This window comes from Ideonella benzenivorans (assembly GCF_020387415.1).
Taxonomy (GTDB): Bacteria; Pseudomonadota; Gammaproteobacteria; order Burkholderiales; family Burkholderiaceae_C; genus Ideonella; species Ideonella benzenivorans.
Window position 1 is genome coordinate 635,277 of the sequence record NZ_JAGWCB010000012.1, and the last position, 13,676, is coordinate 648,952.

A 13,676-nucleotide genomic window follows, 5' to 3' on the forward strand; every position below is an offset into this window, starting at 1 on the left:
CCTGTCGACGATTCTGGAAAACTTTAGATCGGCAGAAGATTCAAAAAGAATCGGCCGAGCCAGCCTATTCCCTGCGTATCCGCCATCTGACCTTCCCCCTTGTGCTGCACACGCACGTTGGCGATGCGTGCGCTCTGCACCACGTTGCCGGTCTGGATGGCCCGCGGATCGACCTCGCCGGTGAAGCGCAGGGTGTCGACGTTGTGGTTCACCCCCACCTGCTTTTCACCAGCCACCATCAGGTGCCCGTTGGGCAGCACGCCGATCACGCTGGCGGTGATGGTGCCGGAAAAGTCGTTGCTGGTGTCGGTGCTGCCCTTGCCTTCGAAGGTGTTGCTGCTGTCGCCCTTGGCCGAGAGCTTGCCCAGCCAGCCGGCATTGACGAAGGGCGCCGCGCTGACCGAGCCGTCGACCGCCCCCTTCTTGCCCAGCGTGCTGGTCGCGCTCTGGCTGGCACTGACCCGCTCGACGATCTGCACCGTCAGCGTGTCCCCCACATGGCGGGCCCGGTAGTCTTCGAACAGTGGCCGGTACTGGGCCGCCTGGTAGATGCCGCCGTTGACCCCAGCCTGTTCGGGCGGGGCCACGGGCAACGGCTGCGGCGCCTGCCAGGCCAGTGGCCCGCTGGCCGGCAGCGCCGGTGCGGTAGCGGTCGGGAACTGCACCTCCGGCACCGGGTAAGGCGTGGTGCAGGCGGCCAGGGCGGCGCAGGCCGTGGCGGCCAGCATGAGTCGGGTGGACATGATCGTCTCCTCGGCCCGGCTGCGGCGGCAGGCTCAGGCCTGTGCGGGTGGCGTGCTTACAACTGCGACAGACGCTGCAGCATCTGGTCGGAGGTGGACACGGCCTTGGAGTTGAGTTCGTAGGCGCGCTGGGTCTGGATCATCTGCACCAGCTCCTCGACCACGTTGACGTTGCTGGTCTCGACGAAGCCCTGCTGCAGGGCGCCCAGGCCATCGGCCTGGGGCGCGCCGCTGTTGGGCGTGCCCGAGGACGCGGTCTCGGCATAGAGGTTCTGCCCCAGCGGGTCCAGCCCCTGCGGGTTGATGAAGCTGGAGATCTGGAACTGGCCGATGGTCTGCGGCGCGGTCTGGCCCGGCACGGTCACGGTCACGGTGCCGTCCGCGCCCACCGTGACGCTTTTCGCATTGGCCGGCACCGTCAGCCCCGGCTGCACCAGGTAGCCGTTGTTGGTGACGATCTGACCCTGGTTGTCCAGCTTGAACGACCCATCGCGCGTGTAGGACGTGGTGCCGTCGGGCATCGTGATCTGGAAGAAGCCCTTGCCGTTGATGGCCACGTCCAGGTTGTTGCCCGTCTGCTGCAGGTTGCCCTGCGTGAAGTCACGGGCCGTGGCCACCGCCCGGGTGCCCAGGCCGACCTGCAAGCCGGTGGGCAGCTGGGTCTGGTCGGAACTGCTGGCGCCGGACTGGCGCAGGTTCTGGTAGATCAGGTCCTCGAACGCCGCGTGCGAGCGTTTGTAGCCGGTGGTGGCCACATTGGAGAGGTTGTTGGAGATGTGGTCCAGCTGGGTCTGCTGGGCTTCCATCCCGGATTTCGAGATCCAGAGCGATCGGAGCATGTCGGTTCTCCCGTCAAGACGGCGTGTCGCCCATGATGGGCCGAACTGAAGGGCGGGCAGCCCAAGAAAAACGGGCCCAAAGGCCCGTGATTCCGAAGTCAGCGCCGGTCAACCGGCTCAGCCCGAGGTGGACAGCAGGCGCGAGGCCGACTGGTCCTGCTTTTCCGAGGTCTGCAGCAGCTTCATCTGCGCGTCGTACTGGCGGGCCGCGGAGATCATGGCCACCATGGTCTGCACCGGGCTGACGTTGGAGCCCTCCAAGGCGCCATCCTGCAGACGGGCGGCGGGGTCGGCCGGCAGATCGCCGTTGCTGCCCCGGAACAGGCCGTCCTCGCCGCGGGTCAGCGGCCCCTCGGGGGTGACCAGCTTCAGGCGGCCGATCTGCTGCGGCGGGGTGCCGGCCGTCTTGGCGCTGATCGTGCCGTCCGAGGCGATCTGCACCTCGGCGTTGGCGGGCACGGTGATAGGCCCGGCATCGCTGGCCACCGGCAGCCCGGACAGCGTCACCAGCTGGCCCTCGGCATTGACATCCAGCGCGCCGGCGCGGGTGTAGGCCTCGGTGCCGTCCAGGCCTTGCACAGCCAGCCAGGCATCGCCCTTCATCGCCACGTCCAGGTTGCGCCCGGTCGCGGTGATGCCACCGCCCGCCGCGTTGTAGCCGATCGTGGTCTCCAGTGCGTAGACGCGGGTGGACGCCCCGTCGCCGCGCACCGGCACGGCGCGAAAGGCCGCCAGCTGTTCGCGAAAGCCGGTGGTCGAGACGTTGGCCAGGTTGTGGCTGATGACCTCCTGGCGCTGCATCGCCGCTTTGGCGCCGGTCATCGTCAGGTAGATCATGCGGTCCATGGTCGACTCCTAGCGGTTCAGGGCGTCAGCGCAGGTTCACCAGGGTCTGCATGACCTGGTCCATCGTCTTGATGGTCTGGGCATTGGCCTGGTAGTTGCGCTGGGCGGTGATCATGTTGACCAGCTCGCCCGTCAGGTCGACGTTGGAATCCTCCACCGCACCGGACTGCAGCACTCCCAGATTGCCCGAGCCCGGCACGCCCTTGATGGCTTGGCCGGAGGCGATGCTGGCGTGCCAGGCATTGCCGCCCGCCGGCGTCAAGCCCTGCACATTGCGGAAGGTGGCGATTTCGATCTGACCGGCCGACTTGGTCTGGCCGTTGGAGTAGCGCGCCAGCACCACCCCGCTCTTGTCGATGGACACGCCGGTCAGTTGGCCCGGTGCGAAACCATCCTGGGTCTGGTCGGTCAGGCCAAAGGCCGAGCCGTACTGGGTCGAGCCGGAGATGTCGAGCGTCACGGGACCGATGGCCAGGGTGGAGGCACCGGCAGCGTTGGTGGACGCCGGGATGTTCAGCGTGGTGGTGCTGGGCGACACGGTCGAGCCGTCTGCCGAGAAGGTCAACGTCTGCACCGGCTGCGGGTTGGCCGCCGTGCCGGCCAGCGGCTCGCCATTGGCCGTGGCGTACAGGTTCCAGGTGTCGTCCCCGGCCTTCTGGTAGTAGTAGCTCAGCGCCACCGGCTGGCCCTTGGCGTCGTAGACGGTCATCGAGCGGGCCTGGTTGAAGGTGCTCGAATCGGTGAAGTCGATGCGCGGCGTGGCGGCGGCGCCGGGGTCGGTCACCTTCTCGCGCGAATCCAGGTTGAACTCCATCCCGATCTTGCTGGTGGCCTGCGGGTTGATGCCGGCCGTGGGCAGCTGCAGGGCACTGGTGGGGCCCTGGATGATGTTGCCGTTGCTGTCGGCCGCGTAGCCCATCAGCTGCTGGCCTTGGTTGTTGACCACAAAGCCTTCGTTGTTCACCTTGAACTGGCCGTTGCGCGAGTAGACCACCTCGCCCTTCGGGTCGTTCATCTGGAAGAAGCCGTTGCCGTTGATCGCCACGTCCATCGCGTTGTCGGTGGCGGTGATGTTGCCCTGCGTGAACTGCTGGGCCACGGCCGCCAGCTGCACGCCGATCCCGATCGGGGCGGCCCCGGAGCCGTTGAGCGCGTTGGCGTACAGATCGGCGAATTCGGCGCGCGAACTCTTGGCGCCGACCGTGCTGGCGTTGGCGATGTTGTTGCCGATGACATCCAGGTTCTTGGACATCACGTTCAGACCGGACAGGCCTTGCTGGAAGCTCATGGGGTTCTCCTAGAAGAGGGGCGGTTGGCGTGCTGCCGTGATGCCGGGTGTCAGTAGTAGGCCCAGACGGCGTCGTAGGCGACGCGCTTGCCGTTGTCCAGATCCAGGGCCATGGTGCTGCCCAGGTTGCTGACCGCCTGGATGGTCTGGTTCTGCAGGCTCAGCGTGTCCACCGCCTGGCCCTTGGCCGTGGCGGTGACCTTGAAGGTCAGCGCATCGCCCTGGCGGGCACTGGGGATGTCCCAGCTGAAGTCATGCTTGCCGGCCTCCTGCGCGCCCAGGTCGATGGTGTCCAGCGTGGTGCCGTCGGGGGTCTGGATCTGCACCTTGACCGAGTCGGCCGCGCTGGCCAGCTCGAAACCGCCATCGCCCTTGCCGGCCTTCTGGCGCAGGGCATTGCCTTCGATCGCCACGTCGTGGCCGACCAGGGCCGCGCCCTGCATGGTCTGGATCTGCAGGAACTGCGAATTGAGGCCGCTGACGGTGGTGTTGAGCTGCTCGATGCCGGTGACGGTGCTGATCTGCGCCATCTGGCTGGTCACCTGGGCGTTGTCCAGCGGGTTGAGCGGGTCCTGGTTCTGCATCTGCGTGACCAGCAGCTTCAGGAAGCGGTCCGACTGATCGGTCGCGCTGGTGCTGGACAGGCCCGAGCTGGACGTGCCGCTGGTGCCCGAGGTGTTGTTGACGGTGTCGACGGCCATGGTGGTCCTTCAATCAGTGGGGGGGTCAGGTTCAACCTTGACCCAGCTGGATGGTCTTGAGCATCAGGCTCTTGGCCGTGTTCATGACCTCGACGTTGTTCTGGTAGGAGCGGGAGGACGAGATCATGTTGACCATCTCCTCCACCGGGTTCACGTTGCTGTAGGTGACATAGCCCTGGGCATCGGCCTCGGGGTGGCTGGGGTCGAAGACGCGGCGCCCGGGGGTCTGGTCCTCCACCACGTTGGACACCCGCACCCCGGCGCTGGTCAGCAGCGGGTTGTCGGCATCGCCCTTGGCGGCTGCGCCGGAGGCGTCCATCAGCACGGTCTGAAAGACCACCTCGTGCGCCTTGTAGGCCTTGCCGTCCGGGCCGGCCACGGTGTCGGCGTTGGCCAGGTTGGAGGCCACGGTGTTCAGACGCTGGCTCTGCGCGCTGATCGCGCTGCCGGAAATGTCGAAGACCTTGAACATGCTCATGGGTTCACCTCGGTGTCAGGGGCCGGCGGCGGCTCAGCCCTGGTTGGCGCTCTTCATCGCGTCCAGCACGTTCTTGATCTGGGAGTTCAGGAACCGCAGCGTGGCCTCGTACTTGACCGAGTTCTCGGCGAAGCTGGCCCGCTCGCGGTCCATGTCCACGGTGTTGCTGTCCAGGCTGGTCTGCGAATTGAGGGCATAGCGCAGCCCGGATTCGCTCAGCGCCCCGGCCGGCGGCTGGATGTGGCCGGCCTGGGTGACGTTCATCTGCCCCGGCACCGGCACGGCCCCGGTGGCCTGGCGCAGGGCCTGCGCAAAGTCCATCTCGCGCGCCACATAGCCCGGCGTGTCCGCGTTGGCGATGTTGCTGGCGAGCAGGCGCTGACGCTCGGCCCGCAGGCTCAGGGCCTGGGCCTGGAAGTCCATGCTCTGTGTCAGGCGGTTCAACATGGCCGGCGTCCTTTGGAACTACAGAACTTCAGTTTTCGGCGAACGCTCCGATCACATTCCGGACACGTCCTCGCTGTGCAGCGATTGTGGGAGTCGCCCTGGGCCCGGAAGTCCCGAATAAGGGGCCACTGCGACCGCATTTCCCGCCACCCACCGCAGGGTCCATGCCTACAGTGCTCTCCTGACCCCACAGGATTGCGCCGTGAACCGACCGTCTGCCTCCCCCCTTCCCATCCTGGCCACCCTGGTGCTGGCCACGGGGATGGTGTCGGGCGCCCGGGCCCAGCAGGCCGATCTGGACGCCGGCCTGCGCGCCGAGGTCAGCCGCCTGGCCCAGGAAGCCGCCGCGCCCACGACCCAGCAGCCCGGCCTGCGGGTCCAGGTGGAGGTGGGTCAGATGGACCCCCGGCTGCACCTGGCCCCCTGCCAGCGCATCCAACCCTATCTGCCCGCCGGCCTGCCAGCCTGGGGGCGCACCCGCATCGGCCTGAAGTGCACCCAGGGCGCCAAGCCCTGGAACATCAGCGTCCCGGTCACGGTGCATGTCTTTCGCCAGGCCCTGGTGCTGCGCGACGCACTGCCCGGCGGCACCGAACTGGAGGCGGGGCAGCTGATGCCCGCCGAGGTGGACGTGGCCGCCGCTCCGGGGGCGGCCGTCCTGGACTTCGCGCAGGCCGTGGGGCGCACCTTGTCCCGTCCCCTGCCCGCAGGCGCCACGCTGCGGGTGACGGATCTGAAGGCACGCCAGTGGTTTGCCGCCGGCGAGACCGTCCGCGTGGTGGCCAACGGGCCCGGCTGGGCCGCGGCCACCGAGGGCCGTGCCATGACCCCCGGCATCGAAGGCCAGCTGGTGCGGGTGCGCGTGGAGAGCGGCAAGCTGCTGACCGGCAAGGCCGTGGCCGACGGGACGGTGGAAATCAACCTGTGAATGCCCCCATTTCCCATGCCATGCCGCCCGCAAAAATCGCTAAAGTTCCCGTCAGAGTCCTCCGATACTGCTTTCACGTGGAAGTGGATCATGAGGCTCGCTGACAGCAGAGCCTGCAGGAGAACATCATGAAGATCGGTTCCCCCGAACATCTCGCCTCGGTGAGTGCCCTCAGCACCGACCGGGCGACGGCCGGCTCGGCCAAGAAGACGAGCTCTGGAGCCCAGAGCAGCGAGAGCGCCACCGTGGCCCTCTCCAGCACCGCAGCGCAGCTGCGTGACTCGGGTGCCCTGGATGGTCCGTTCGATGCCGAGAAGGTGCAGCGCATCGCCCAGGCCATCAAGGACGGCACGTTCCAGATCAATCCGGACAAGATCGCCGACAAGTTGATCTCGAACGCGCAAGAACTGCTCAACGGCAGCAGTTCCTGATCACACCGGCCCGAGCGGGCCCGCCATTCCCCACTTCCCTGTCTGCCCGCACCGAGGCCGGTTCGCCGCCGGCTTCCCGATCACCATGATGAGCACCCCTCTCGAATCCCAGGCCGTGCAAGCCGTCACCGATCTGGAAACGACCGTGGCCGAGGTCGAACATCACCTGGCCACCCTGGGCACCGCCTTGAAGCTGCAGGACGCCAGCGCGGTCGAACTGGCCGCCGCCGGCCTGCAACAGGCCCTGGCCCAGGCGGTCGAGCGCTTCAACCAGGCGGCCCGCACCCAGGCCGGCATTCCGCCGCTGTTGCGCCGCCGGCTGGCGCGCACCAGCAGCCAGGTGGCCGCCCAGCGCGATGCCGTGGCCCGTGCCAACCATGCCCTGGACCGGGTGCTTGATGTGCTGATCCCGAGCGCCGAGCCCGCCGCCGTCTACGGCACCCAGGGCACCCGGCGCGGTGGCACCGGTCTGGCCCAGGTCTGAGCCCCCCCGCACCCGCCCACCGCCCACGGCCCACGGCCCGCCTCTGGCGGGCCGTTGTGCTTTCAGGCCCCTGAAAACGACCAACCCGGCACGGGGCCGGGTTGGATGGAGAAGGAAGGCGCCCGACAGGGGCGCGGAACTCACCACTCGCGCAGCTTGACGCGCAGGCGGGCGATGGCCTGGCTGTGCAGCTGGCAGACGCGCGACTCGGTCACGCCGAGCACGGCCGCGATCTCCTTGAGGTTCATGTCGTGCTCGTAGTACATGCTCATCACGTACTGCTCGCGCTCGGGCAGCTTCTTGATCGCCTCGACCAGGGCCATGCGCATGCGCTGGTCCTGCAGCAAGGCCAGCGGGTTGACCTCGTCGTCCGAGACATGGCGGTCCAGGTACTCGTCACCGCTCTCGTCGCCGGACATGTCCTCCAGGTAGACCAGCTGGGTGCCGCGCACCTTGGTCAGCATGTCCTGGTAGTCCTCCAGCGGCAGGCCCATTTCGTCGGCGATCTCGCGTTCGTGCGGGGCCCGGCCGAGCTTCTGCTCCAGCCGGTGCACCGCCGCCTCGATGTCGCGCTGCTGCTTGCGGTTGCCACGGCTCATCCAGTCGTTGCCGCGCAGCTCGTCGAGCATGGCGCCGCGGATGCGCTGGGTGGCGAAGGTCTCGAACTGCACGCCCTGCGCCACGTCGAAGCGGCCCAGCGCATCGTTCAGACCGATCATGCCGACCTGGATCAGGTCGTCGAGCTCGACGTTGGCCGGCAGCTTGGCGATCATCTGGTGGGCCAGGCGGCGCACCAGCGGGCTGTATTGCTTGAGCAAGGTGCCGGAATCAAGGCGACCGGTGGCGGTGTACATGGTGGTGGTCTCCCGTCATTCAATCCAGAGCCATGGCGTGCCCGTACTGGGCGCGCACAGGAGGCAGACTCAGCGTGGCCTGGCCTTCCAGCGCGGTGAGCTGGTTGGCCGCCAGGCGGCCCAGCTCGGCACTGACCGGCGCGGTGATCGGCTGGTCGCGGTCCACCGCCGCCCAACTGCGCAGCACGGCGGAAAGGAAGTTGTCGGCGCAGCTGGCCAGGCGCTCGGCCACGCGGGCAGCGCGGCGCGGGCGGGAGGCCATGCCCACCAGCAGATCGAAGGCCATCAGCCCGCAGCGCTGCGACAGCAGCTTCATCGCGGCATAGGCCTCGGTCAGGCTTTCGGAGCTGAGCTCGCTCATCAGCACCGGCGCCACCTCGCGCCGGCCCAGCAGGCGGCACAGGTCGCGCGCCTCGGCATGCACGATGACGACGTCGGCCTGCGGCACGCATTCGGCCACGGCGCTGAGCCAGGCCTCGCTGCTGCCGCGGGTGTTGACATGGCGGCGCGGCAGGCCGCGGGCGGCCAGGTAATGCACCCCTGTGCCCAGACGCTCGATGCAGGCCGGCAGGTCGATGTCGACCAGCTCATGCGGCTCGGGGGAGCTGTCGGCGGCGTCGATCACGAAAACCCGCGCGCCCAGCGCGCTGAAGCCCAGGCTCAGGCGCTCCAGCAGCACGCCGGAGCAGTCGATCTGGCGGTTGGCCGGTACCGGCACGATCTGCTGGCGCGGTGCCGCGAAGAGCCGGCGCAGCCCGGCGGCCTGGTCACTGTCTTTGAACGGGGTGGACAACGCAGTCATGGAGGACTCCAACCGGTTCGTTCGTCAGAAATTCAGCCCTTGCAGTCCGGCCGTCGGACGGTGCAGGCCGGAGAGCACCAGCTGCACATCGCTGGTGTCCACCCGGTAGGCGGCGCTGCCACCGCCGCGCATCGCGCGGTGCATCAGCGCATTGGCCGAGAGGCGGTGCCAGTCTTCCGGCACGCGCTGGCCGTTGGCCGCGCCCACCACCTTCAGGCGGTGGCGGATCAGCGCGTCCAGCGCCGGAGCCAGCTTCACGGCCTCGTCGATCTTGGAGAGGATCACGCCCTTGCACTGCGAGGCGCGCCAGGCGGTCATCACATCGTCCAGGGTCTCGCCCTGGGCGGCGGCGTTGACCACCAGCAGGCGCTGGATCGAACGGTGCGACAGCATTTCCAGCAGCTCGCGGCAACGGCTGTCGCGCTGGGCCATGCCGGCGGTGTCGATCAGCACCATCTTCTTGCCCGAGAGCAGCTCCAGCAGGTCTTCCAGCGAGGCGCGGTCGTGCGCGGTGTGCACCGGCACACCCAGGATGCGGCCGTAGGCGCGCAGCTGTTCGTGGGCGCCCATCCGGTAGGCGTCCAGCGTGATCAGGCCCAGCTGGTTGGCACCGTGCGCGGTGGCGAAGGCGGCGGCCAGCTTGGCGGTGGAGGTCGTCTTGCCCACGCCGGTGGAGCCGATCATGGCGTAGACACCGCCCTTGTCTTCCAGCGGCGGCTCGTGCTCACCGGTCAGCAGGTTGCGCTCCAGCACCGAGGTGGCCCAGGCCAGCTCATCGGTGGCGCTGGCCGGCAGGGCTTCCAGCAGCTTGCGGGTCAGCGCCGGGCTGAAGCCGACATCCATCAGCTTTTGCGAGAGCTGGGCCTGGCGCGGTTCGCGCTGCAGCTTCTCCATGAAGGCCAGGGTGCCGAAGCGCTCCTCGATCAGGCCCTTCATGGCGCGCAGCTCGTGCACCATGTCGATCTGTTCCTGCGGGGCCACGTCGCTCAGCGTAGGCACCGGCAGCTCCGGCGCGGGGCCATCGTCCAAGGGGCGGGCCGGGGCGCGGCGGGCCGGCATGGCAGCCCGGGCGGCCAGCGTGGGTTCGGCGGCGGGGGCGCGGCGCGGCGCCGGGGCGGCCGGCGCATCGTCCAGCTCGACCGGCTCATCGACCGGCACGGGCTTGCCGTCCAGCGCGGCCTGACGGCGGCGCAGCATGCGGTCGCGCACATAGTCCTGGAAGGACAGCGTGCTCATCGCCATCCGTTCCACATCGTCGTTCACATCGCCTTCCGTGGCGTCGGCCTGGCGCCGCTGGCCGGCAGCGCTGCGCTCGGCCTGCTGACGCTCGGCGCGGGCCGACAGGCTCTCGCCGCGGGCGGCGCGGGTCGCGGCGGACGGGGCCGCCACCTTCTCCAGCTGGTTGACCGCCTCAGGGGCCATCGCCAGCACCTCGACGCCTTCGGCGCAGGGCTTGGTGGACAGCACCACGGCATCTTCGCCATAGGCCTGGCGAACCAGGGCAAAGGCCTCGCGCGAGGTGCGCGCGGTGAAGCGTTTCACATTCATGCCGTGCCTCCGATGATCGAACCGATCCGGATCGAATGGGTCTCAGGAATCTCGCTGTGCGACAGCACCCGCAGACGGGGCGCGGCGCGCTTGAGCAGTCGGGCCAGGGGGGCGCGCAACGGGTCGGGCACCAGCAGGCAGGCCGGGTGGCCCAGCGTCTCCTGCTTGCGCGCGCTGTCGGCGGCCTGGCGGGTCAGGGTGTCGGCCACGCCGGGGTCCAGCGTCGGGCCGTGCGGCGAGGTCAGGGCCTGGCCCACCAGCCGCTCGAGATCGGGCTCCAGCGCGATCACGTCCAGTTCCTTCACCGGGCCGTAGATCTGCTGCACGATGGCCGGGGCCAGCTGCACGCGCACCCGGGCGGCCAGCTCGGCCGGATCGGTGATCTGCGCGTTCTCGGCCAAGCATTCGACGATACTGCGGAAGTCGCGGACGTGCACGCCTTCGTCCAGCAGCAGCTGGAGCACTTTTTGCAGCGTTGCGATCCCGACCATCTTGGGCACCACGTCTTCCATCAGCTTGGGAGCCAGTTTTGTCACATGTTCGACCAGGGCCTGGGTCTCGGTCCGACCCAGCAGCTTGGCCGCATTCATTTGCATCAAGTGTGAAAGGTGCGTGGCCACCACGGTCGAGCAATCAACGACCGTAAACCCGGCCATTTGGGCCTGCTCCTTCTGGCGCTCCTCGATCCACACCGCCGGCAGGCCGAAGGCGGGGTCGGTGGTCTGGGTGCCCGGCAGCTGCGGCACGCCGCCGCCCGGGTTGATGGCCAGGTACATGCCGGGGAAGGCCTCGCCCTCGCCGATCACGGCGCCACGCAGCAGCACCCGGTAGGCGCTGGGCTTGAGGTCCAGGTTGTCGCGGATGTGCACCGAAGGCGGCAGGAAGCCGACCTCCTGGGCGAACTTCTTGCGCACGCCCTTGATGCGGCTGAGCAGGTCGCCCTGGCGGGTCTTGTCCACCAGGGTGATCAGGCGGTAGCCCACCTCCAGACCCAGGGTGTCGACCGGCTGCAGGTCGTCCCAGCTGGCCTCGGCGTTGGCCGGCTTGGCCTCCTCCACCTTGGGCTTCTCGGGCCGGGCCGCCTCTTCCTTCTGCCGCTTGGCCAGCCACCAGGCGTAGTAGCCGATCAGGCCGGCCATCAGCAGGAAGACGATGTTGGGCATGCCCGGGATCAGGCCCAGCAGGCCGATGATGCCGGCCGTCAGGCCCAGGGCGCGCGGCGAGTTGAAGATCTGCGAACGGATCTGGGTACCGGTGTCCTGCTCGGAGCCGACGCGCGAGACCACCATCGCCGCCGCCACCGAGATCAGCAGGCCGGGGATCTGGGCCACCAGCGCATCACCGACCGCCAGCAGGATGTAGGAGCTGGCCGCATCCGAAACCGACAGGCCGTGCTGGGCCACGCCGATGATGAAGCCGCCGACGATGTTGATCACCAGGATCAGCATGCCGGCCATCGCGTCACCACGCACGAACTTGCTGGCACCGTCCATGGAGCCGAAGAAGTCGGCTTCCTCGGCCACCTCGGCGCGGCGCTTCTTGGCCTGGTCCTCGTTGATCAGGCCGGCGTTCAGGTCGGCGTCGATGGCCATCTGCTTGCCGGGCATCGCGTCCAGGGTGAAGCGCGCGCCGACTTCGGCGATCCGCTCGGCGCCCTTGGTCACCACGACGAAGTTGATCACCACCAGGATGGCGAACACGATCAGGCCGACCGCGAAGTTGCCACCGATCAGGAAGTGGCCGAAGGCCTCGATCACCTTGCCGGCCGCGCCGGTGCCGGTGTGGCCGTTCATCAGCACCACCCGGGCCGAAGCCACGTTCAGCGACAGGCGCAGCAAGGTGGTGATCAGCAACACCGTCGGGAAGGCGCTGAAGTCCAGCGGCTTGACCATGTTGGCAGCCACCAGCATCACCATCAGCGACATCGCGATGTTGAAGGTGAAGAACAGGTCCAGCGCGAAGGGCGGCAGCGGCAGCACCATCATGGCCAGCACCATGATGATGAAGATCGGCGCCATCAGCGCCTTGATCATCGCGGCGTTCTCGCCGAACAGGGTCTTCAACTGGATCTGCAGCGCGTTCATTCCTCAGCTCCGCGGGCAGGGGGTTGGTGATGGGGGTCGAGCTCGGGCGGCACGTCCACCGTGGGCGGCGCCACATCGGCCCGCACACGCAGCTGGTAGACCCAGGCCAACACCTGGGCGACGGCGGCGAACAGCGTGGCCGGCACCTCTTGATCGATCTCGACGTGGGCGTAGAGGGCCCGAGCCAGCGGCGGGGCCTGCAGCACCGGCACCTTGGCATCGCGGGCGATGTCGCGGATCTTCAGCGCCAGCAGGTCGGCCCCCTTGGCGATCACCCGCGGCGCCCCCATCGAGGCCTCGTCGTAGCGCAGCGCCACCGCGTAGTGGGTCGGGTTCATCACCACCAGGTCGGCCTGGGGCACGGCGGCCAGCATGCGCTTGCGGGCCATCTCGCGCATCTTCTGCTTGATCTTGCCCTTGACCTCCATGTTGCCTTCGGCGTCCTTGGCTTCCTGCTTGGCTTCCTCGCGGGTCATCTTCAGGCGTTGCAGCCAGAGGAAGCGCTGCAGCGGCACGTCGATCAGGGCCCAGCCGCCCACCACCAGCATCACCAGGCCGAACCCGGTGGCGATGGTGCGGCCCATCTGGGCGATCGCGCTGGGCAGCGGCACGGCCATCAGTGACACCATGCCCATGAACTGCGCGCTCAGGTACTGGTAGCCCACGGTGCCGATGGCGGCGGCCAGCGCGCTCATCTTCAGCACGTCGACCACGTGCTGCTTGTCGAACAGGCGCCCGAGCCCGGCGATCGGGTTGAAGCGGCCGAAATTGGGCTGCAGGATCTTGAAGCTGAGGTTCCAGCCGCCAGAGAGCAACGCCGTCAGGACGCCGACGCCGATCATCACCAGGCCCAGCGGCACCACCAGCAGCAGCGCCCGCGTGGCCAGCAGCCAGAACAGCTCGCCCATGGCCTGCGGGTTGACCGCCTGCTCGTGGCCGAAGCGCAGGCCGCTGCTCAAGACATCCTGCAGCCAGCCGGCCAGCGGGTGCGACAAGCCGATCAGCAGCGCGCCGCCGGCCGCCAGGGCCGTGAAATGGCCCAGGTCCTTCGAACGAGGAACCTGTCCATCCTCCCGCGCACGGGCCTGCTTCTTGGCACTGGCGGGTAAGTTGCGGTCTTGGGCGGAGTCGGCCATGGTCGGGACCTATGGTGCCCCGACCGCCCCCGGCACTTGAGCCGGATAAGAGGGGAGAAAGCCCGGG

Annotated in this window: 15 protein-coding genes; 3 read left to right on the forward strand and 12 right to left on the reverse strand. The window is 68.3% G+C overall.

Features of this window, described 5'->3' with window-relative positions; translation table 11 throughout:
* Positions 1 to 23: 23 nt before the first annotated feature.
* The 7 genes from KGA65_RS15680 to flgB all read right to left on the reverse strand — a co-directional run bounded on the left by KGA65_RS15680 (position 24) and on the right by flgB (position 5,342).
* Positions 24 to 743, reverse strand: coding sequence for a flagellar basal body L-ring protein FlgH (locus KGA65_RS15680; protein ID WP_225864041.1), 720 nt, complete (start codon positions 741 to 743; stop codon positions 24 to 26).
* A 56-nt stretch (positions 744 to 799) separates the two neighbouring features.
* On the reverse strand, positions 800 to 1,582 hold the full coding sequence (gene flgG, locus KGA65_RS15685) for a flagellar basal-body rod protein FlgG (protein ID WP_225864042.1): 783 nt from the start codon (positions 1,580 to 1,582) through the stop codon (positions 800 to 802).
* A gap of 117 nt (positions 1,583 to 1,699) precedes the next feature.
* Entirely contained in the window at positions 1,700 to 2,428 is a 729-nt protein-coding gene (flgF, locus tag KGA65_RS15690) for a flagellar basal-body rod protein FlgF (protein WP_225864043.1), read from the reverse strand.
* A 25-nt stretch (positions 2,429 to 2,453) separates the two neighbouring features.
* On the reverse strand, positions 2,454 to 3,716 hold the full coding sequence (flgE, locus tag KGA65_RS15695; RefSeq protein ID WP_225864044.1) for a flagellar hook protein FlgE: 1,263 nt from the start codon (positions 3,714 to 3,716) through the stop codon (positions 2,454 to 2,456).
* Positions 3,717 to 3,766: 50 nt separating this feature from the next.
* Positions 3,767 to 4,417, reverse strand: coding sequence for a flagellar hook assembly protein FlgD (locus tag KGA65_RS15700; protein WP_225864045.1), 651 nt, complete (start codon positions 4,415 to 4,417; stop codon positions 3,767 to 3,769).
* Positions 4,418 to 4,448: 31 nt separating this feature from the next.
* On the reverse strand, positions 4,449 to 4,895 hold the full coding sequence (gene flgC / locus KGA65_RS15705; protein ID WP_225864046.1) for a flagellar basal body rod protein FlgC: 447 nt from the start codon (positions 4,893 to 4,895) through the stop codon (positions 4,449 to 4,451).
* 33 nt (positions 4,896 to 4,928) lie between these two features.
* Positions 4,929 to 5,342 (reverse strand): flagellar basal body rod protein FlgB, encoded by a 414-nt coding sequence (gene flgB / locus KGA65_RS15710; protein ID WP_225864047.1) that lies wholly within the window; start codon positions 5,340 to 5,342, stop codon positions 4,929 to 4,931.
* A 202-nt stretch (positions 5,343 to 5,544) separates the two neighbouring features.
* On the opposite strand from flgB, the gene flgA reads away from it, so the two are divergent.
* From flgA to KGA65_RS15725, 3 genes are all read left to right on the forward strand, one after another.
* Entirely contained in the window at positions 5,545 to 6,270 is a 726-nt protein-coding gene (flgA, locus tag KGA65_RS15715) for a flagellar basal body P-ring formation chaperone FlgA (RefSeq protein WP_225864048.1), read from the forward strand.
* 128 nt (positions 6,271 to 6,398) lie between these two features.
* Entirely contained in the window at positions 6,399 to 6,701 is a 303-nt protein-coding gene (gene flgM, locus KGA65_RS15720) for a flagellar biosynthesis anti-sigma factor FlgM (protein WP_225864049.1), read from the forward strand.
* A gap of 85 nt (positions 6,702 to 6,786) precedes the next feature.
* Positions 6,787 to 7,185 carry a hypothetical protein gene (locus KGA65_RS15725; protein WP_225864050.1) on the forward strand — a complete coding sequence of 133 codons (399 nt, stop codon included), beginning with the start codon at positions 6,787 to 6,789 and terminating at the stop codon, positions 7,183 to 7,185.
* 140 nt (positions 7,186 to 7,325) lie between these two features.
* Here the strand turns inward: KGA65_RS15725 and KGA65_RS15730 are convergent, their stop codons facing one another.
* Genes KGA65_RS15730 through KGA65_RS15750 form a run of 5 tightly spaced genes read right to left on the reverse strand, consistent with a single transcriptional unit; the run spans position 7,326 to position 13,609 of the window.
* Positions 7,326 to 8,039: an RNA polymerase sigma factor FliA gene (locus KGA65_RS15730; protein WP_225864051.1), complete on the reverse strand. Its 714-nt coding sequence runs from the start codon at positions 8,037 to 8,039 to the stop codon at positions 7,326 to 7,328.
* A gap of 19 nt (positions 8,040 to 8,058) precedes the next feature.
* On the reverse strand, positions 8,059 to 8,841 hold the full coding sequence (locus KGA65_RS15735) for a MinD/ParA family ATP-binding protein (RefSeq protein ID WP_225864052.1): 783 nt from the start codon (positions 8,839 to 8,841) through the stop codon (positions 8,059 to 8,061).
* A 24-nt stretch (positions 8,842 to 8,865) separates the two neighbouring features.
* The gene (flhF, locus tag KGA65_RS15740) at positions 8,866 to 10,389 is read right to left on the reverse strand and encodes a flagellar biosynthesis GTPase FlhF (RefSeq protein ID WP_225864053.1); all 1,524 of its coding nucleotides are present in this window, start codon (positions 10,387 to 10,389) and stop codon (positions 8,866 to 8,868) included.
* Positions 10,386 to 12,422 (reverse strand): flagellar biosynthesis protein FlhA, encoded by a 2,037-nt coding sequence (gene flhA, locus KGA65_RS15745; RefSeq protein WP_375142647.1) that lies wholly within the window; start codon positions 12,420 to 12,422, stop codon positions 10,386 to 10,388. The genes flhF and flhA overlap by 4 nt, the downstream gene beginning before the upstream one ends.
* A 47-nt stretch (positions 12,423 to 12,469) precedes the next feature.
* Complete coding sequence (locus KGA65_RS15750) at positions 12,470 to 13,609, reverse strand: EscU/YscU/HrcU family type III secretion system export apparatus switch protein (protein WP_225864055.1); 1,140 nt, start codon at positions 13,607 to 13,609, stop codon at positions 12,470 to 12,472.
* Between the last annotated feature and the right edge of the window lie 67 nt (positions 13,610 to 13,676).